Source organism: Deferribacter autotrophicus, from assembly GCF_008362905.1.
GTDB lineage: Bacteria > Chrysiogenota > Deferribacteres > Deferribacterales > Deferribacteraceae > Deferribacter > Deferribacter autotrophicus.
On the sequence record NZ_VFJB01000003.1, the window covers coordinates 172,522 to 192,216 of the forward strand.

General features: G+C 31.6%; 17 protein-coding genes. 16 read left to right on the forward strand and 1 reads right to left on the reverse strand.

The genetic code is table 11. From position 1 onward, the window contains the following. Positions 1-51: 51 nt before the first annotated feature. The 7 genes from lpxC to FHQ18_RS02900 all read left to right on the forward strand — a co-directional run bounded on the left by lpxC (position 52) and on the right by FHQ18_RS02900 (position 7,489). Positions 52-960, forward strand: a complete 909-nt coding sequence (lpxC, locus tag FHQ18_RS02870) for a UDP-3-O-acyl-N-acetylglucosamine deacetylase (RefSeq protein WP_149265663.1) — start codon at positions 52-54, stop codon at positions 958-960. 134 nt (positions 961-1,094) lie between these two features. Further along, entirely contained in the window at positions 1,095-1,439 is a 345-nt protein-coding gene (locus tag FHQ18_RS02875) for an STAS domain-containing protein (RefSeq protein WP_149265664.1), read from the forward strand. Continuing rightward, positions 1,429-3,300: an alpha-amylase family glycosyl hydrolase gene (locus tag FHQ18_RS02880; protein WP_246798627.1), complete on the forward strand. Its 1,872-nt coding sequence runs from the start codon at positions 1,429-1,431 to the stop codon at positions 3,298-3,300. Before FHQ18_RS02875 ends, FHQ18_RS02880 begins: the two co-directional genes overlap by 11 nt. Positions 3,301-3,425: 125 nt before the next feature. Next, entirely contained in the window at positions 3,426-4,517 is a 1,092-nt protein-coding gene (locus FHQ18_RS02885; RefSeq protein ID WP_149265665.1) for a hydrogenase small subunit, read from the forward strand. 22 nt (positions 4,518-4,539) lie between these two features. Beyond that, positions 4,540-6,252, forward strand: a complete 1,713-nt coding sequence (locus FHQ18_RS02890; protein ID WP_149265666.1) for a nickel-dependent hydrogenase large subunit — start codon at positions 4,540-4,542, stop codon at positions 6,250-6,252. Positions 6,253-6,261: 9 nt separating this feature from the next. Then, the gene (gene cybH, locus FHQ18_RS02895; protein WP_149265667.1) at positions 6,262-6,945 is read left to right on the forward strand and encodes a Ni/Fe-hydrogenase, b-type cytochrome subunit; all 684 of its coding nucleotides are present in this window, start codon (positions 6,262-6,264) and stop codon (positions 6,943-6,945) included. 70 nt (positions 6,946-7,015) lie between these two features. After that, positions 7,016-7,489: a HyaD/HybD family hydrogenase maturation endopeptidase gene (locus FHQ18_RS02900; protein WP_149265668.1), complete on the forward strand. Its 474-nt coding sequence runs from the start codon at positions 7,016-7,018 to the stop codon at positions 7,487-7,489. On the opposite strand, the gene FHQ18_RS02905 is transcribed toward FHQ18_RS02900, so the two are convergent. Then, positions 7,484-8,377, reverse strand: coding sequence for a GGDEF domain-containing response regulator (locus FHQ18_RS02905; RefSeq protein ID WP_149265669.1), 894 nt, complete (start codon positions 8,375-8,377; stop codon positions 7,484-7,486). The two genes, FHQ18_RS02900 and FHQ18_RS02905, sit on opposite strands and share 6 nt — an antisense overlap. A gap of 488 nt (positions 8,378-8,865) precedes the next feature. Here FHQ18_RS02905 and FHQ18_RS02910 point away from each other — a divergent pair, with 488 nt between their 5' ends. From FHQ18_RS02910 to FHQ18_RS02950, 9 genes are all read left to right on the forward strand, one after another. Further along, entirely contained in the window at positions 8,866-9,858 is a 993-nt protein-coding gene (locus tag FHQ18_RS02910; RefSeq protein WP_149265670.1) for a cytochrome c3 family protein, read from the forward strand. 28 nt (positions 9,859-9,886) lie between these two features. Continuing rightward, positions 9,887-10,912, forward strand: coding sequence for a cytochrome C (locus FHQ18_RS02915; protein WP_149265671.1), 1,026 nt, complete (start codon positions 9,887-9,889; stop codon positions 10,910-10,912). Next, on the forward strand, positions 10,912-11,805 hold the full coding sequence (locus FHQ18_RS02920; protein WP_149265672.1) for a formate dehydrogenase subunit gamma: 894 nt from the start codon (positions 10,912-10,914) through the stop codon (positions 11,803-11,805). Before FHQ18_RS02915 ends, FHQ18_RS02920 begins: the two co-directional genes overlap by 1 nt. Positions 11,806-11,819: 14 nt before the next feature. Next, a complete protein-coding gene (locus FHQ18_RS02925; RefSeq protein ID WP_149265673.1) occupies positions 11,820-12,644 on the forward strand; it encodes a cytochrome C in 825 nt (274 codons plus the stop codon). Beyond that, a complete protein-coding gene (locus tag FHQ18_RS02930; protein WP_149265674.1) occupies positions 12,641-13,513 on the forward strand; it encodes an NHL repeat-containing protein in 873 nt (290 codons plus the stop codon). Before FHQ18_RS02925 ends, FHQ18_RS02930 begins: the two co-directional genes overlap by 4 nt. Further along, complete coding sequence (locus FHQ18_RS02935; RefSeq protein WP_149265675.1) at positions 13,510-16,473, forward strand: cytochrome c3 family protein; 2,964 nt, start codon at positions 13,510-13,512, stop codon at positions 16,471-16,473. The genes FHQ18_RS02930 and FHQ18_RS02935 overlap by 4 nt, the downstream gene beginning before the upstream one ends. A 66-nt stretch (positions 16,474-16,539) precedes the next feature. Continuing rightward, positions 16,540-17,844 (forward strand): cytochrome c3 family protein, encoded by a 1,305-nt coding sequence (locus tag FHQ18_RS02940; protein ID WP_149265676.1) that lies wholly within the window; start codon positions 16,540-16,542, stop codon positions 17,842-17,844. An 11-nt stretch (positions 17,845-17,855) separates the two neighbouring features. Next, a complete protein-coding gene (locus tag FHQ18_RS02945) occupies positions 17,856-18,797 on the forward strand; it encodes a tetratricopeptide repeat protein (RefSeq protein ID WP_149265677.1) in 942 nt (313 codons plus the stop codon). Next, on the forward strand, positions 18,742-19,695 hold the full coding sequence (locus tag FHQ18_RS02950; RefSeq protein WP_149265678.1) for a cytochrome c3 family protein: 954 nt from the start codon (positions 18,742-18,744) through the stop codon (positions 19,693-19,695). Before FHQ18_RS02945 ends, FHQ18_RS02950 begins: the two co-directional genes overlap by 56 nt.

Consider the following 19,695-nt stretch of genomic DNA (forward strand, 5'->3'; position numbering starts at 1 on the left):
ATTATGGTATAGCTTTTGCTATATTATATGTTGGTTTTGGAGGTAAACACAATGTATCAGACAACTATAAATGATAAGTTGATTTTTAGTGGTAGAGGGCTTCATTCGGGAGAATTTGTTAAGGCAGAGCTTTTCCCCGCTCTTCCTGATAATGGAATTACAATACGCAGGGCTGATATCCCTGGCACAAAGCCTGTAAAGCTCACTCCATTTAACGTTATATCTACTGTTCTTGCTACTACAGTTTATTGTGGCAATTACAAGGTTTCCACTGTAGAACATCTGTTATCTGCACTTTATGGATTAGGTATAGATAATGTTCATATAGATGTTTATGGTGAAGAGTTACCTATTCTTGATGGTAGTGCTTCAGCTTATGTGGATCAGATAAAAAATGTAGGTGTAAAACAGCTTAAGAAAAAAAGAAAATACCTAAAGTTCACGAAAAAAATAAGGCTTGAAAAAGGGGATAAATGGATTGAGATAATACCTTCAAGATATTTTAAAGTGACTTTTGGGATAAATTTTGAAAATAGTATTATTAATGAGCAGAAAAAATTTATAACAGTTACTCCTAATACTTATCTAAAAGAAATTTCAAGAGCTAGGACTTTTGGCTTTAAGGAAGAAGTAGAGCAACTCTGGAAAATGGGGCTTGCAAGGGGTGGCTCATTGGAGAATGCTGTAGTTATTGATAGAAACAGGATTTTGAATGAAGATGGTTTGAGATATGATGATGAATTTGTTAGACACAAGATTTTGGATTTAATAGGTGATATTGCTCTTTTAGGTTATAGGTTCTATGGACATATTAGAGCTTATAAATCTGGTCATGAGCTAAATAATGCTTTTGCAAGAACCTTGCTTGAGTCAAAAAGCTGTTACAAGGTAATAGAATTGAGTGATCAGTTTAGTTTTAATCCATATGAAACTCTTGTTTTTGAACCACAGGGGACATAAAAATAAGACTGCGATGCAGTCAAATATTTTAGGGGGGCTTATGCCCCCCTTTTTTTATATTCTGCTATAATAGTATTTATAGATTGACTAAGGTTTAATTTCCTTTTATATAGCGTTTTGTGCGGAGGTGATCTATGCCATTTGATATAATAGAAAAAAAAGATGATATTGTAGTAATTGTAATTCCTACAAGGCTCGATGCTTCAAATTCCCAGGATCTGAAAGATATTATTGCTCAAAAAGTGGGTGAGAAAAAATTTAAATTTATAATCGATTTGAGTAATACAGAGTTTGTTGATTCAAGTGGATTAGGAGCAATGGTATCAAAAATTGCGCATTGTAGGGCAAATGGTGGGGATGTGAAGATTGTTGTTACCAATGATAGAATTAAAGAGATTTTTCAAATTACACATCTTGATAAGGTGTTAAAAGAGTATACAAATGCTGATGAAGCAGTAGCTGCTTTTAATGAAAGTTGAGCAAAGATTTGAAATGCATAAAAATTTTGATCCTTCGCAATTCCACCTTTTAGAAGCAGATTACTCAAAACCGCTACTTGAAGTTCCTGTAGAAATAAAAAAGAAAATAATAAACAGACTTGCTTTGCTTTATGATTCATTAACTGCCAAAAAGTGGTATCCTGAAATTGAAAGGTTAATGAAAGTTTATTATGCCTATAAAACTGACTTGATGAAAGAATGGGAAAGCTGTTTTGATCCTAAAAACAGATTTACTGAAAAAGATATCGTATTAATTACATATGGGGATATTATTATAAATCATTATAAAAAACCTATAAAAATTCTTTCAAGTTTTGCTAAAGAATATTTAAAAGGTGTTTTTAATACTATACATCTTCTTCCATTTTTTCCATATTCATCAGATAGAGGATTTTCAGTAATTGATTTTGAACAGGTTGATCCTAGGATAGGTGATTGGGAAGATATTTTAGAGTTAAAAAGAGATTTTAGGTTGATGTTTGACGGAGTGTTCAATCATGTTTCATCAAAAAGCAGGTGGTTTCAAGAATTTTTGAATGGCAATCCTGATTTTAAAGATTTTTTTATTGTACTTTCAACTAAAGAGATGATATCTGAAGATCATTTAAAATTAATTCTTAGGCCAAGAACCACACATCTTTTCACAGAATTTAATACAATAAATGGGAAAAAGCTGGTATGGACAACTTTTAGTCCGGATCAAATTGATTTAAATTACAGAAATCCTAAAGTTTTAGCCAAAGTGATTGATATCCTGCTATATTATGTAAGACGGGGCGCTGATATTATCAGACTTGATGCTGTGACATATTTATGGGAAGAACTTGGAACAGATTGTGCCCATTTAAAACAGACTCATGAGACAATAAAGCTTTTTAGGGATATCTTGAATCTAGTGGCGCCACATGTGGCTCTGATTACTGAAACTAATGTGCCCCACGAACAAAATATAAGATATTTTGGTAATGGTTACGATGAAGCACAAATGGTATATAATTTTGCTCTGCCACCTTTAGTATTGTATACCTATTATACTGAAAACTCTGAGAAACTTACTAACTGGGCAAGGTCAATTAAAAAAGTTTCAGATGAAACTACCTTTTTTAATTTTTTAGATTCTCATGATGGGATCGGTGTTCTCCCTACAAAAGGGATTTTGGATGAGAAAGATGTAGAGATGATGGTATTAAAGACTCTTGAACATGGTGGTTTTATTTCTTATAGGGCAGAGGAAGATGGGAGTGAGGTCCCTTATGAACTGAATATTACATGGTATAGTGCCTTAAATAATGAGGATGAAAAAGAGGATGAAGAGATACGGATAAAACGCTTTATATCTTCCAGAGTGATAGCGTTATCTTTTATGGGAGTGCCTGGTGTTTATATTCATAGTCTTTTTGCTTCCAAAAATGATGCTGAGGCTGTGCTAAATGAGAGACAAACAAGGAGTATAAATAGAAAAGTTCTTAGTGAAAAAGTTCTAAAGGATATTCTGAGCGATAAAAATTCTCATAGTTATAAAGTATTAAATATACTGTTGGATATTATTCAAATAAGGACCAGGGAAAAATGTTTTCATCCGAATGCAGAACAAATTATCCTTGATCTTGATAAAAGAGTATTTGCACTTATAAGAAAATATGAAGAAGAAGCTGTTTTAGTAATTGTTAATATATCAAAAAAAAGTTTTATTTTAAAATGTGCCTTAAATGATTTTTTTAGGGAAAATTCTAGGTTGTTTGATCTTTTATCAGGGAAGAAATTCCATCTGAAAAATGGCAAATTATCAATAAAAATTTCTCCTTACGATTATTTTTGGTTGAAAGTTAGCAATATATAGATATCGCAATATTCGAATAATCAAATAATATTAATAGTTATTATCAAGTTTTTAAATAAAAAAGTGTTGAATTTTTTTTAATCATATGTCAAGATTTATTAGAACAAAAGAGGGAGGTTTTATTCATGGGCAAACTTGATAATATCTTGAAAGAGTACGGGGTTAGCAGAAGGGAATTTCTAAAATATTGCACAGCTCTCTCAGGTACACTTGCGCTGTCTCCAGCTTTTGCACCTAAAATTGCAGAGGCTATAGAGGATGATAACAGACCCCCGGTTATCTGGCTTGAATTTCAGGATTGTGCAGGTGATTCTGAATCACTCTTGAGGGCAAACAGACCTACTGTGGCTGAGTTAGTTCTTGACTATTTATCCATTGACTATCATGAGACAATAATGGCTGCAGCAGGTCATCAAGCTGAAGCTGCTAGAGATGAAACCGTTAAAAAGTATAAAAACAAATATATTTGTGTTGTTGAAGGCTCTATTCCGACAGCAGATGACGGTATTTATTGCTGTATTGGCGGTAGATCAGCAGTTGACATATTAAAAGAAGTTGGTGGTAATGCTGCTTTTGTAATAGCAGTGGGTACATGTGCTGCTTATGGTGGCTTACCTGCAGCTTATCCAAATCCTACAGGGGCAAAGTCGGTAAAAGAGATCTTGGGTAATAAAACGGTGATTAATTTACCAGGTTGTCCAATGAATGTGGATAATTTGACAGCTACGGTGGTTCATTATCTTCTTTTTGGAGCACCACCTGCCCTTGATAAGTTTCTTAGACCAAAATTTGCTTATGGTAAAAGAATTCATGATAATTGCGAAAGAAGAGCCCATTTCGATGCCGGACAGTTTGTGGAAAAGTGGGGAGATGAAGGACATAGACAAGGATGGTGTTTATATAAAATGGGTTGTAAAGGTCCTGAAACATTTCATAATTGCCCGACAGTTCGTTGGAATGAGGGTTTAAGCTGGCCGGTTATGGCAGGGCATGGTTGCGTAGGATGTAGTGAGCCTGGATTTTGGGACACTATGACTCCAATTTATAGAAGGTTACCAAATATTCCTGGTTTTGGAGTAGAGGCAACTGCTACGAAAATAGGAACAACTATTGTGGGTATCTCTGCTGTTGTTTTTGGTGTTCACGGTATCGTTACTGCAATTAGAAACCGTGGACTTGTAAGAAAAGTTGAAAACGAATTTGAAGATAATGAATAAAAATTATAGAGGGGTGTAGGCTATGGCAGATAGAATAGTAGTTGACCCAATTACAAGAATTGAGGGTCATTTAAGAATAGAGGCAAAAGTTGAGAATGGTAAGATTGTGGATGCTTGGTCAAGTTCTACAATGTTTAGAGGTGTAGAAAAAATTTTGCAAGGAAGAGATCCTAGAGATGCGTGGTATTTTACACAGAGATTTTGCGGTGTGTGTACTACTGTTCATTCTATTGCTTCGATAAGAGCTGTAGAAAATGCCCTTGGGATCAAAGTTCCTTTTAATGCTGAAATGATCAGAAACATTATAATTGGTATTCAAAATGTACAAGATCATGTAATACATTTTTATCACCTTCATGCTCTTGACTGGGTGGATATTGTTTCAGCATTAAAAGCTGATCCTAAAAAAACTGCACAGTTGCAACAGTCAATTTCAGACTGGAAATATTCTAGTGAAGATTATTTCAGAAGTGTTCAGAACAAGATAGCAGCGTTTGTAAAAACCGGCAGGCTGGGTCCATTTGGTAATGCTTATTGGGGGCATCCTGCGTATAAACTTCCTCCTGAGGCAAATCTTATGGCGGTGGCTCACTATTTAGAGGCACTTCATCTTCAAAAAGAGATTATTAAAATACATGCAATTTTAGGGTCAAAAAACCCACATCCTCAAACATTTCTGGTAGGTGGTATGTCTATTCCTGTGGATCCTAATAGCCAAAATGCATTAAATGCTGATAGAATTGCTCAGATAAAAGAGTTTGTAAACTTGGCTAAGGAATTTGTAGAGCAGGTTTATATCCCTGATTTACTTGCAGTAGCTAGTTTTTATCCAGAATGGACAAAAATTGGAGCTGGTCATAAAAACTTTTTATCTTATGGAGAGTATCCTGAAGATCAAACAGGTTATCCAAATGGATTATGGATTCCAGCAGGAATAGTTTTAAATGGTGATATAACCAAAGTGTTCGATGTGGATCAAAATAAGATAACAGAGTATGTGACTCATTCATGGTATGAGTATAAAGCTGGAGATGATAGAGGGAAACACCCTTTTGATGGTGAAACGAACTGGAAGTATACCGGTCCAAAACCACCTTATGAATATCTCGATGTGGATACTAAATATTCTTGGGTTAAGGCACCCAGATATGATGATAAACCTATGGAGGTAGGGCCTCTTGCTAGAATGGTTATCGGATATGCAAAAGGGCATAAGGAAATTAAAGAAGCAGTGGACTGGGCATTAAAACAGCTAAATGCTGATGCTAGCATTCTTTTCTCAACACTTGGTAGAACTGCAGCAAGAGGTATTGAAACATTAATTACTGTAAAGAGGCTAAACAAATGGATTGATATGCTTGTGGCAAATATAAAAACTGGTGACCTAACTGTTCATAATAGTGAAAAATGGGATCCAGAGACATGGCCAAAATCAGCAAAAGGCTATGGATGGCATGAGGCACCGAGAGGAGCTCTTGGACACTGGATCATTATAGAAAATAAAGAAATTAAAAATTACCAAGCTGTAGTTCCGTCTACTTGGAATGCTGGTCCTAGGGATGCTAAAGGTCAAAGAGGTCCATATGAGGAATCATTGATTGGTACTCCAGTTGCTGACCCTGAGAAGCCTCTGGAGATTTTGAGAACAATACACTCTTTTGACCCATGTCTTGCATGTGCTGTTCATGTTTATGATGAAAAAGGTAAGTTGCGTGCAAAAGTTAAAGTGCTTTAGGAGGGCAGCATGAAAAACAATGATAATATAAAGTGTGCTGCCAAACGTTATATTTATGTTTGGGAGGCACCTGTAAGAATAAGTCATTGGCTGAATTTTTTGTGTATAATAACTTTGTCGATAACTGGATATTACATTCATAACCCATTCATCCATGCTAGTGATATTATCGAAACAACGTATATCATGGGTATGATGAGGTATTTGCATTACTTAGTAGGTGTAATTTTTGCTTTTAGTGTAATGCTAAGGTTATTTTGGTTGTTTGTGGGTAATAGGTATGCAAGTTGGCACTCCTTTTCGAACCCATTTAGAAAAGAAGATCGAAAGACCTTTTTTGCATACATAAAATACTATACATTTTTAGAGAAGAATCCTCCACATACATTAGGTCACAACCCTGTGGCTCTTGTTGCTTATATTGTGCTGTTTAATCTGTTTATATTGCAAATAATTACAGGGTTTGCTTTGTGGGCACAGGCTGACCCTAACTCCACACTTTATGCTCTTACCTCATGGGTTTTCAGTATTGCTAGCAATCAATGGGTGAGATTTTTTCATTATCTTATGATGTTTTTGATTGCAGGCTTTGTTATAAATCATCTTTACTCTGCCATTTTATTTGATTTTAAAACACAATCAGGAGAGATTAGTTCAATTTTTTCTGGATGGAAGCCTGAGAGGAATAGTTAAGTTTTATAATTAAAAAATTTACAGTTTATGAAGGGGGTTAAATCCCCCTTTTTTATTTGTAGGAGTGGAAATGAGAATTTTAGTTTTAGGACTGGGTAACCTTTTAATGAATGATGATGCTGCGGGATTAAAGGCAGTATATCGATTAAAAAAAATTTATGAAGGTAAATTTCAGGATAAACTAAAAATTATGGATGGAGGTACACTAGGGCTTGATTTATTACCTTATATTGAAGAAGCTACTCATCTGATAATTGTTGATGCAGTGGATCTTGATTTATCTCCTGGAACAGTTATAAAAATTGAAGGTGATGATATTGATTCTGTTTTTGAAAACAAACTTTCTCCTCATCAAATGGGATTGAAAGATATTCTGTTTGCAGCAGATATTATTGGGGTTAAACCTGAGTATGTGGTGATGTATGGGATTCAAATAGGAAATGTAAATATGGAAAACCAACTATCGCTAGAAGTTATGAAAAGCCTTGATCATTTAGTAAAAAATGTGCAGTTAGAAATAGAAAAGTTATTAAAATTGTTATGATGCAATTATAGTTTTGTTTTTTCCACTTTTCTTTGCGTTATATAGCGCTTTATCAGCAGCTTCTAATGCATCATTAAGATTTTCGTATTTTTTTACAGAAGAGACACCTAAACTTACTGTGATTTTTAATTCTAAGTTGCCTATATGGAAGGAGTTGTTTTCTATGTTTTTTCTTATACGTTCAGCTATTTTATAAGATTCGTTTATGTTCAGATAAGGTAAAATAACTAAAAACTCTTCACCACCGTATCTCCCCACAAAGTCTGTTTTGCGTAATGTTTGTGAAATAATTCTAGATATGTCTTTTAGAACTTCATCTCCTACCAAATGGCCATAAGTATCGTTAATTTTTTTGAAGTTATCGATATCAATAATAATAAGGCCTATTTCAACTTCTGGTTGTCGATAAAGATTGTTCAATTCATTTATGATACTTCTTCTATTCAATATTCCAGTTAGAAAGTCATGAATTGTTTCGTTATAGAGCTTTTCGTATGCTTCTTTTAGTTTGTTTTCAAGTTTTATAATTCTTTCAGCACTAAAAAGCCTAACTTTTAATTCTTTAAAAGAGAAAGGTTTTACAATATAATCATCAGCGCCTTTGTGGAGGGCTTCTAAAGTATCGTCTTTGTCGGACTTTCCCGTTACAATTATGACATATACATAATGATTTAGGTTAAGTTCTCTTATTTTTTGGCATAGATCGACACCGTTTAGTCCTGGCATTATCCAATCTATTAAAGCAATAGAAATATTATTATTTTTTATTAATTCGAAAGCGTCTAAGCCGTTTGAAGCTTCATAAACTTTATAATTTAATTTAGATAAAAAAGCACTTAATACTTCCCTAGCATCTTTGTCGTCATCGGCTACTAATACTTTGTACATAGTTTTACTCTAATAAGATATTTGATTAAATAAGCATATTTTCATTATTTAAAATTTAAAACTATAGTAAATTAATTGTTTTTGCAAGAGAAATTTTTTTCTGGGGTCTCCCCATTTTTTTATTATTAGTTCTATTTGTCTGTATATATCAAATAATGTTTTACAAAAAATGGGTATACTACATAATTTTATTTCATTCTTTTTTCTAGTTGTGAGTATAATTTGTGCTTATATTGAAAAATGGTGTTGTTGCTAGGCTTTAAATAGTAGTTATAGATAAAACAAATAAACATGTTTGTGTTCTAACATATTTGTAATAAATACATTAATTAAGATATATAAATAAATCAAAGATAATATATATTAAAAATTGCATATATTATTAGTAGATATAATATACTTTGACGGTAGGAAAAGTATGCTTTGAAAAAACTTTTAAGTAATAAGTATTTGCAAAACTGGCATGTGTTTTGCTTAAAATTTGCATTATGAAAAAGCTTATAATGATTTATTTGATTTTTTTTAGTACAGTTTGTTTTGGTTTTGAGAAAGATATTACTGATAATAGGTTATCAATCAATAATTGTGTAAGTTGCCATAGTGATACAATTATATCTAATTTTTGTGATAAAAATGTCAAATGTGTCAATTGTCACAGTGGTAAAATCAAAAAATTAGGTTTTTTAGGTGTAGATTATATTAATAGTTTTATCTTGGAAAAAAAAGATCCGCATAACTCGAAATATTTATGTTTAGTATGTCATGAAGATAGAGGTTCAGAAAATTCAATAAATTTAAAATTTGATGGGAATGATGTGGCTTTATGTGAGCAATGTCATAATGAAGCCACTGTAGGGATTGAGGCTCATAGCGTTAATTTTACATATAAACCTAGTGATGAAGTGAAGATACCAGATAATTTTCCTCTAAAAGATGGTAAAGTTACATGCATGACCTGCCATGTCTTTGATTGTCTAGAAGGTAATCATAGTGAAAAATATTTAAGAGGGGAATATATAAGAAGAGAAAAGTTTTGCTATAACTGTCATAATGCAACTCATTTTAAGAAATATAATCCGCATAAACAAGTGGATGAAAATGGAAACTTGATAGTGGAGTCATGTGTTATTTGCCATAAGAAACAACCTGATATTTCAAAAGATAGAGGTATAGAAACTGTAGTGTTGAAGGGGGATATTAATGAGTTATGTAACGGATGTCATCAAATAAAAGGGGTTCATCCTACAGGAATAAATCATTTAAGAGTGCCAAATGAGGATATAAAGAAAAGAATTAAACGTTTTTTAAGAAAAGAAAAAATTTATGTTCCATTTGGTGAAAATTTTAAAATATTGTGTGTTACGTGTCACCTTCCTCATCAGTATGAGATGTTAAAAAATCAAGCAACAGGAAAATATGCTAAGAGGACAAGATTTAGTTCAGGATATGAGCTTTGTATAATGTGTCATTTAAAAGATTAATATTTTAAAACAATAAAAGGAGGGATGGATGAAAAGTTTTTTTGTATTATTTTTTATCTTACTTTTTAATAGTTTTCTTTATGCAGTAGATGATGAGAATTGCTTATTATGTCACAAATACCGTACTCTTTCTCGCATTGATGAGAACGGTAAGACAAGACTTTACTATGTTAATGATGAGTTGTTTCATAAGTCAGTTCATGGAAAAATCAAATGTAAAGAATGTCACTCTCAGATAACTAAAATACCACATGAGGAAAATACCAAAGTAAACTGTTTAAATGAATGTCACATAGTGGAGCCATCTTCCGAAAAAAGATTTTCACATAAAAAGGTACAAGAAGTTTTAATGAACAGTATACATAATCCAAAAAACAAATATGTGAATTACAGAGATGAGAGAGATTTTCCTGATTGTATTGATTGTCATAATAACCCTTTATTTAGACCAATACAAATTTTTAAAGATGTTACAGAGGAAGGATTGAGTGAAAAAGCACTAGCAAGGTGTCGTTTATGTCATAAAGAGGAAAAGTTTGTAAAATATTTTTATAATCATGTTAGTCATAGACTGCATAACAGTAAAAACAGTGCTGAAATAGTTAGAATGTGTAACAAATGTCATGGTAAAGAGGAAATGGCTACTAAACATAAATTGGTGAATGCGGTAGCAACCTATTCTGACACTTTTCATGGTAAGGCTGTAACTTTTGGATATGATAGCGCTCCAGATTGTATTGATTGTCACGTAAAAGAAAATGAGTCAGCACATGCAATTAGGAGTTATGAAGATCCAAAAAGTGCAGTATATGAAAAAAACAGATGGAAAACTTGTGCAAAAAAGATGTGTCATCCCGATGCAACACCTGGATTAGGAGAAGTGAGGATGCATGTTGTAATAAACAAAGACTTATATAAACCTGAATATTATACAGCTTTAGGATTTACATGTCTGACACTTGGGGCTTATTTACCTCTTGCTTTGATATTAGTTTTGGAGCTCATTAGAGAAATATTTCCTAATTTAAGTTTTAGAAGAAAGAGGAGGAAATAATGATGAAAAAATATCCATTAATTAAAATAGTGAGGGGTAAAAAATATTACTTAAAATTGACTCCTGCGCAAAGATATCAACATTTTATTTTAATGACTACATTCATATTTTTAATACTTACGGGATTCCCATTAAAATTTCACTATTATCCATGGGCCAAAGTGATGATTAATATGTTTGGAGGATTACAAGTTACTACAGTTATTCATAGAATTTGTGGTGTTACAATGGTTGGTTTGTTCTTTTTTCACTGGTATTATCTGTTTAGAAATCTGTATGTTTATTATATTAGACCAAGTATTAGGAGTAACTCTTTCTCTTTTAGAGGATTGTTTAAATTTATTTATCATTCACCAATGTTTCCAAGAGGTAAAGATCTGAAGGATGTGGTTGATTTTCTAAAATATGCCTTTTTTATTACTGATGAGAAACCAAAGCATGAAAGGTTTCATTGGAGGGAAAAATTTGATTATTGGGCAGTTTTTTGGGGGATTCCATTACTAGGATTAACAGGTTTAATTTTATGGTTTGAAACTGAAGCCACGAAGATTTTACCAGGTTGGGCATTGAATATTAGTTTTATAGCGCATTCAGATGAGGCTCTTTTAGCAGCATCGGTTATTTTAATTTGGCATATGTATAATGCACATGTGAATTATGATAAATTTCCTATGTCACCTCTGTTCTTAACGGGGTATTTACCTGAAGAAATTATGAAACATGAATATTATTTAGAATGGCAAAGATTAAATGAGTTGGCTGAAAAGCATCCTGAATTAGTTTTGGATATAGATAGTTATAAAATCAAAAAGGAAAGGGAAATTGAAGAACAATATAAAGCTTATATGGAATATCTCGATGTTGAAATAAAAAAAGATACAAGTGAAGCTTAAATTGGGAGGTTTGAATGAGCAGACGAGAATTGAGTTTTTTAAAAAAAATATATGCTGTAATAGGTATAATTTTTATTATTTATTCCTCTTATTTGGTTGTAAAGCTTGTTATGCACATATGGCATAAGGAAGGGAAACGTGAAGAGGCAAAGATTGATGAAGGTGATTTATTTAAGATGATGATGAGTGAAGAGAAAAAAGTTACATATGATCTTGGTTATAAAGTTATTAAAGAAGAGGAGCTAGAAAGACACTTCCATCATGTGGGAGAGGGTGTTGTTCATGATGAAATAAATTTGTGTATAAGATGTCATGGAGATATTCCCCATGATAAAAATAAATCAATTAGAGCTTTTTTGAATATGCATAGCGATTTTCTTGCATGTGAGACTTGTCATATTAGACTCAAAGATTCTAAGAGATTTGTGTGGTATAATAAAGTGAATGGGGATCAGGTTAATAAATTAGCGATTTCTAAATATCTAAGCAATCCAACAATGAAGCTGATACCTTTAGTAAAAATAGAAGGTAACTATGTAAGACCAGATACAGATGAGCTTAAAGCTTTTGTAGAGAGGTTTAGAGAAGCCGTGATTCAATTGCCTCCTGCAAAAAAAAGTCAAGGGCTAAAAATAATACATAAGATGGTTGATAAAAGGCCTGTTCAGTGTGATGAATGTCATGCCCCTACGTTGGATGACAGTTATTTACCATTATTGGATGTAGGGTATAAAAAGGAAAGAGTTCTTCAGATTTTAAGTAATGAAGTTGTTGGTATGGTTAATAAATATAAAAAATTTTATATTCCAAAATTCTTAGAGCCGGGAAACAATGAATGAAAAAAGTATATATAATTTGTTTTATATTATTTATTTTTTCAAGTAATTATGCTGCGAACATTTTAAATGTTCGCATTTTTTATTCAATTCAGTTTAAAGATAACGAATTTCCAGCAGATGTGATTTTTATTGATGGTAATCTGTATATATTGGAGTCCAAATCAGGAAAACTGATAAAAATTGATTTGAAAAAAAAGGAAATTGTAAAGAAATACCACTTAATAGATAGTGAGGGATCAATAGGAGTTACTTTTTATAAGGAAAAACTTTTTGTTCCAATCCCTAATAAGAACAAAATTAATGTCTATTCTTTCAAGAATTTGAAAAAGCTAAAAGAAATTTATGTTACAGACCCAACAGATATTGAGTTTTATAGAGATAAAGGGTTTGTTGTGAGTAATGATAAACACAAATTGATAATTTTAGATGCAAAAACATTAAAAAGAATAGGTGATTTTGGTAAAGTGGGGTATTATGAGAGGGAATTTAGATATCCTTTTGACTTGGAAATTGATAAAAATGGAGATTTATATATTTCAGAAGTTATCAATACTAGAGTGCAAATATTGGATAACAAATTGAGATTTGTTAATTTTGTGGGTAAATGGGGGGTGAAGAGCGGTACTTTTTACAGACCAAAAGGTATAGATATCTATAATAATTATCTAATAGTTGCTGATGGCTATATTGGGGTTATTCAATTTTTTAACAAAAATAATGGTGATATTGTTTATCTATTAGGAGTTGATGGGAAACTGTATAAGTTTTTGTCTCCTGTTAGGGTTAGAGTTTTTAATGGTTTTTTGGGCGTTGTTGATTATTACCAGAAAAAAGTTCTAATTTTTAAATTGGGAGATATCTCCAGATGAAAGGTTCTATAGCGTTTATTTTCGTATTCTTATTGTACTCTTATCTATTTGCCGCACCAACTGGCCAGGAACCTGCAAAAGAATGTGCACTTTGTCATTTTAGTTGGATGGAAGTGTTTATGTTTGAACATAAAGATACAGATATTGCTTCTTTTCCTAAAAAAAGAGTAGTAGCAACTGAAAGGATTTGTTTTTCTTGCCATGATGGTACTGTCGTGGATAGTAGATTAAGAGTGTGGACAGAAGATAAACATAAGGTTGGTATTATTCCTTCAAAAGAGGTGTCTGTACCTAAAGAGTTCCCCCTTGAAGATGGAAAAATACAGTGTAAAACATGCCATACTGCACATGGAACAGGTGAGCCGGAAAAAGAAGGGTATGAGAGAAGCATTTTTCTTAGAATAGATAATAAAAATTCAGAGTTATGTAAAGCTTGTCATATCAATAAAGTTGGTAGAAACAATCACCCATCATCTAAGATGAACATGTTGATAAATAATGATTTTTTTTCTGCAGGAGGAGTGCTTGGTGTAGACAATCAGGTTATATGTGAGAGTTGTCATACTCCACATGGACCAAAGGAAAAAAAACTTTTGCTTGGGAAATATGTTGATTCTGAATTGTGTTCTTATTGTCATACAGATAAGCTGACTCCTGGAAAATTCTATAAAAAAGGCTTGTTGAATCATCCTGTAAATATTGAATTTACAGATGATAAAAAAATAGAAAAATTGAAGCTAAAAGGAGCCTACTTTTCAAATAATCGAGAAATTGTATGTCTTACATGTCATAATACTCATAAAGGTGTCAATAAAAACCTTTTGATAATGAATAATCGTAATGATGAATTGTGCTTAAATTGTCATGAGGATAAAAGATATATTTATTATACAAAGCATAATCTAAAAAAAATGAAGAATTTTAAAAATAGATTTGGGAAATCGCCCTTTGAGCATGGAGTTTGTTCTGTATGTCATGATCCTCATGGTTGGGCCTTAAAATTGCCAGAAACAGATGACGATCTTTTATCAAAAGCTTGCTTTTCATGCCATTTGGATAAAAATATTGTAAAAAACAAAGTTATTGATAAGCAAAAATATAATCATCCTGTTTATGTGAAAACTAAATTTGATACATCACTACCTGTTTTTGGAAAAACAGTTGCGTACTTTAGTGAGTTTTACTTCGATACAAAAAAGAGAGAATATATAACATGTGCTACTTGCCACAATTCACATATTAAAAGTAAAAACTTTTTAAGAGAAGATGTGAAAAACAGCAGTTTGTGTCTTGATTGCCATAAGGATAAAAATTCTGTTGTAAACAGTAGTCATGGTAAAAATGATTTGAATTGTTTATCGTGCCACAAAGTGCATAATTCGAAAAATAAAAATTTATTGATAGATAAAGTTGATAATATCTGTTTGGATTGTCATAAAAGCGGGGGGGTAGCAGAAAAAAAACTTGTAGGTAAAAATAGTCACCCTGTAGATATATTGCCAAAAATAAAAATTCCAAAAGATATGAAGTTAGTAAACGGTAAAATAGAGTGTATTACATGTCACGAACCCCATAAAGCAGGAACTAAAAATAAATTCTTGAGAACGGATCCTAAAAATCTTGATATTTTCTGTTATAAATGCCATGGGGATAAGCAAGAAATAATTGATAGTGAGCATGATTTTAGAGACAGTAAACAGAGTGAGCTTTGTAGTAATTGTCATGTTCCTCACAATGCAAAAAACACAAAATTTTTATTCAGTAAGGAAATAGCTGAAAATAATGCAAATAGTTTTTGTATTATATGTCATGAAAAGAATGGAATAGCCAAAGAAAAAGTTGTTGTTATGATTCATCCTATAGGTGAGGTAAAAACTAAAAAAGATATTCTAAATGAATTAACATGTATCTCATGCCATGATCCCCATAAAAATGGCAATAGAAGGAAGTCTGAGTCTGTATTTAATAACAGTTTCTTAAAGTTTAATGCGAAAAAGTTTTGTATAACTTGTCATAAAGATAAGAGTGGATTTGTGAACTCTCCTCATAATATAAAGAATTTTGAGAATATAAGAAGAGTAAAAAGTTTAATAAAAGAATCTGATTTTTGTGGATTTTGCCACGGTGTCCATTTTAATAAAAATAAAAACGTGACATCACAAAATGTCTTGGATATATGTATAGAATGTCATAAGAAAAAAAATGTAGTAGATGAAAAACTTATTACAACAAGCCATCCTTTTGTAAATTTACATAAAGAAAAATATAAAGGTATGTTGCTTTTCAATGAAAAAATTCATTGTGCAACATGTCATAATCCGCATTCAGAATATAAAAATATGCTTGTGGAAGGTATTCAAAAATCTGATAAGTTATGTATTAGATGTCATGATGATAAAAAATATGTTTTCTATTCTGAGCATAATTTAAATAATATTTTTTCAAGAAAACTGAATTTTGTTTGTGGTGAGTGTCATAAAGCTCATAATTATCCAGAAGGTAACCGCTTATTGTGGCCAAAGGAAAAGAAAGATGATGAAATGATAAAAGAAATATGTTTAAGTTGTCATAGTGAATCAGGGGTGGCAAAAAAGAAAATTGTGAAATATTTTGGACATCCAAAAATACCTATGACTTTTAAATATAAAAGTAACGATGTTTTACCTATTTATAATGAAGAGGGGGAAAAAGATATAAATGGAGCTATAACATGCGCTACATGTCATAATGCTCACAGTTGGAGTGAGAAAGAGGAATATAGATATTCTTCAAAAAATAGTGAAGGGAATGCACTGACGAGTTTTTTAAAATATCGTAATGTAATTAATCTATGTAATACCTGTCATGGTATTGAAGGCTTGTTGCGTTACAAATATTATCATACCAATAAGTATAGGAAGATAAAAGAAGAAAAAAAGTTGAGGAAGAGAGGTTTTTTAGATATACTTATAGGGAAGTAGATAGATAAAAGTTAGATTGGCACATAATTTGCATGCTCTTGATTAAAAAAACAGGAGGTCTAGTTTATGAAGAAGTTTTTTCTTATTATTTTTTTGCTATCAATAAGTTATAGTCTGTATGCTTTTAACTGTACTACTTCTAAGTGTCATAATGATATCAAAAATTATGAATTTGCTCATGGTCCTGTTGCTGCAGAGCAATGTTTAGTATGTCATAATGCTAGTGATGCAGATTTGAAAAAACATATTAACAGGCCTAAAAGTTTTATCGATTTTAAATCTCCAACAGGTGATGAGCCTGTTTGTATAATGTGTCATGATAATAAGGTTGAAGGCAAGTTTGTTCATGAGCCTATAAATACAGGAGATTGTACAGCTTGTCATAATCCTCATGGAGGAAATAATAAGTTTTTTATAAAAGGTAAGAGTGAGTCTGAAACATGTTTTGAGTGTCATGAGAACAATAAAACAGTTAAAAAATTTTTACATGGTCCTGTGGCGGCAGGAGAATGTACATCATGTCACGATCCTCATTCTTCAAACTTTCAGTTCCAATTAAAGGCTAAGAAAGATGAACTATGTTTTATTTGTCATAATGATAAAAAAGATGGGTTTCATAAAGCAGTGGTGCATAAACCTGTGAAAGAAGGTTGTACTCAATGCCATGATCCTCATAATTCTGATACAAAATTTCACTTAAAGGCAAAATCAGAAAAAGATCTTTGTATGAAGTGTCATGGTAAAAATAAAAAGTTTGCTGACGTGTTAAATAATTCAAAGTATAAACATAAACCAGTGGATGAAGGTGCATGTGGAGATTGTCATAATCCTCATGCTTCAGATTTTGGTAAGCTGCTAGTTAGTGATGCTAAAAATGTATGTTTTGAATGTCATAATGATATAGGTGAAAGGGTTAAAAATTCAAAATTTGTCCATGGTCCTGTAGAAACTGATGGCTGTACTGCGTGCCATAGCGTACATGGCTCTAATAATGCATTTATTTTAAAAATGGCTTTTCCGAAAAAGTTTTATAATCAATATAGAAAAGGCTTATACGATTTATGTTTTAATTGCCATAATGAAGAAATTTTGCAGTATGCATCTACAACTAAATATACAGGTTTTAGAAATGGAGATAGAAACTTACATTATTTACATGTTAGAATAAAGGGTAAAGGAAGAAGCTGTAAGGCATGTCACGAAGTTCATGCTTCCAATCAACCAAAACATGTTAGAAAGTCAGTTCCTTTTGGATCAGGCGGATGGGAATTGCCTATTACTTTTACTAAAACAAAAACAGGTGGGAAGTGTATAGTAGGTTGTCATAAACCGAAGACTTATGATAGAGTACGTCCCGTTAAATATAATTAAAGGGGGATGTAATGAAAATTATTAGGTTTTTATTTATATTTTGTTTTGTTGCTAGCACGGTGTTATCTTTCCCTTTAAAAGGAGTAAAAAAAGGAGACGTAATTGATTTTAGCAAATTTGAGTCTTCTCATCCAAAATTTGAGCAGTCTGTAAAGGATAAAAAACTGAAGTTAATATTGTTTTGGAGAAGTGATAAAGGCTTAAGTGTAAAGGTAGCTAAGACTTTTGTAAGACTATGTTCTAGAAAAGATTTAGATTGCTATTCTTTGGATTTAAAAGGGGCCCAAAAAGAGGAAATCTTAAAAATTTTAGGTAAAGTTAACAATAATTTTTTTATTGTAAATTATAAGGGAGATGCTATTTTGGATTTTGGGATTTACACATTGCCAGTTACAGTTTTTTTGGATAAAAATGATAAGGTCTTAAATGCTATAGGGTATGAAGGACAATATTTTGTTAAAGTGGGAAGGTATATAAAGTATTTAACAGGAGAGATTAGTAAAGAAGAGTATGAAAAATTTCAAAATGTAACAAAAATAGTTAGAAAAAAGAGTATCTTGCCAGATATTAACTTTATTAAAAAGTTGATAAAAGATGGTCAAAAGGATGATGCCCTACAAAAGCTTGAATCTTTGAATAAAAAAGGGATAAATGACTTTGAAAAGGTAAAGTTAGCAGAGGTGTTGATTTTATTAGGAAAAAATCAGGAAGCTTTTGAACTTCTTAAACCTATTTCAAACAAATTTATTGATGCAAAATTTTATATTGGTTTAGCTTTATATAATTTAGACAACTTGGATAAAGCTCTTGACTACCTTGTGTCGATTGAGAAAATTTATCCTAATAAAGGAAGATTGTATTACTTGTTGGGTAAAATATACAAGAAAAAAGGTGATTATGAGAAAGCATGTGGATATTTTGAAAAAGCTTGTGATAAAGAGTTTATTAATTAGTTTACTGCTGATTTTTACCTGTACTGTGTATGCTAAGGATATTGTAATCGTTTACCCCAATGATGGAACTATAGTTAATAGTGATAAAATTCATATAATTGGGTATGTTAATGTGGGCAAGAAATTGGATATTATAATTCAGGATAGAGTTTATAAAGTTAATAGTTTTCAGAAGTTAAAAACTAAGGATGGTATGAAATATGTTTTTATGAAAAGGGTTTTGCTAAATAAAGGTGAAAATAATATAAGAATTGTTTTTAAAGATATTGAAAAAAAAGTAAAAGTTAAATATGTGACGACTACTATAGCCTATAGAGATAAAATAAAGAGAAAGACTTATTTTCATATGGATGATAATAAATCGTTGTGTACGAGTTGTCATAGTTTTGTTGAGGTGAAAGATTGTCAGATATGTCATAGTAATAAAATGAACTATAAATATGTTCATGGGCCGGTGGCTGCTTGGCAGTGTTTTCAATGTCACGATAAAAATAATTATTATTCATCTAAACAACCTATTTCTAGTAAATGCTTACAATGTCATGAAGAATTTCAAAATTCAATGTTTAATGCACCATATGCACATGGACCTACAGTAGCAGGATATTGTAATATATGTCATGACCCACATGGTTCTAATAGAAAATATTTATTAATGGATGATGTGAATAATTTATGCTTAAATTGCCATACAGATAAAAAAAGTGGTACCCATGTACTTGCGAATTTTACTTCAGCTTCACATCCTACCAGTGGTAAATTAATTCCAGATACAAATGAAGAAATAAGTTGTATATCATGTCATAATCCACACTATGGACAAACTAGACAGCTTTTTCAGAATAACAGTAAAGATTTTATGTCTCTTTGTATTAGTTGTCATAAAGATAAGGTTTAG

Bases quoted from the DNA above. Each gene is read 5' to 3' on its own strand.
- lpxC (WP_149265663.1), top strand. From the start codon at position 52: ATGTATCAGACAACTATAAATGATAAGTTGATTTTTAGTGGTAGAGGG.
- FHQ18_RS02875 (WP_149265664.1), top strand. From the start codon at position 1,095: ATGCCATTTGATATAATAGAAAAAAAAGATGATATTGTAGTAATTGTA.
- FHQ18_RS02880 (WP_246798627.1), top strand. From the start codon at position 1,429: ATGAAAGTTGAGCAAAGATTTGAAATGCATAAAAATTTTGATCCTTCG.
- FHQ18_RS02885 (WP_149265665.1), top strand. From the start codon at position 3,426: ATGGGCAAACTTGATAATATCTTGAAAGAGTACGGGGTTAGCAGAAGG.
- FHQ18_RS02890 (WP_149265666.1), top strand. From the start codon at position 4,540: ATGGCAGATAGAATAGTAGTTGACCCAATTACAAGAATTGAGGGTCAT.
- cybH (WP_149265667.1), top strand. From the start codon at position 6,262: ATGAAAAACAATGATAATATAAAGTGTGCTGCCAAACGTTATATTTAT.
- FHQ18_RS02900 (WP_149265668.1), top strand. From the start codon at position 7,016: ATGAGAATTTTAGTTTTAGGACTGGGTAACCTTTTAATGAATGATGAT.
- FHQ18_RS02905 (WP_149265669.1), bottom strand. From the start codon at position 8,377: ATGTACAAAGTATTAGTAGCCGATGACGACAAAGATGCTAGGGAAGTA.
- FHQ18_RS02910 (WP_149265670.1), top strand. From the start codon at position 8,866: ATGAAAAAGCTTATAATGATTTATTTGATTTTTTTTAGTACAGTTTGT.
- FHQ18_RS02915 (WP_149265671.1), top strand. From the start codon at position 9,887: ATGAAAAGTTTTTTTGTATTATTTTTTATCTTACTTTTTAATAGTTTT.
- FHQ18_RS02920 (WP_149265672.1), top strand. From the start codon at position 10,912: ATGATGAAAAAATATCCATTAATTAAAATAGTGAGGGGTAAAAAATAT.
- FHQ18_RS02925 (WP_149265673.1), top strand. From the start codon at position 11,820: ATGAGCAGACGAGAATTGAGTTTTTTAAAAAAAATATATGCTGTAATA.
- FHQ18_RS02930 (WP_149265674.1), top strand. From the start codon at position 12,641: ATGAAAAAAGTATATATAATTTGTTTTATATTATTTATTTTTTCAAGT.
- FHQ18_RS02935 (WP_149265675.1), top strand. From the start codon at position 13,510: ATGAAAGGTTCTATAGCGTTTATTTTCGTATTCTTATTGTACTCTTAT.
- FHQ18_RS02940 (WP_149265676.1), top strand. From the start codon at position 16,540: ATGAAGAAGTTTTTTCTTATTATTTTTTTGCTATCAATAAGTTATAGT.
- FHQ18_RS02945 (WP_149265677.1), top strand. From the start codon at position 17,856: ATGAAAATTATTAGGTTTTTATTTATATTTTGTTTTGTTGCTAGCACG.
- FHQ18_RS02950 (WP_149265678.1), top strand. From the start codon at position 18,742: ATGAGAAAGCATGTGGATATTTTGAAAAAGCTTGTGATAAAGAGTTTA.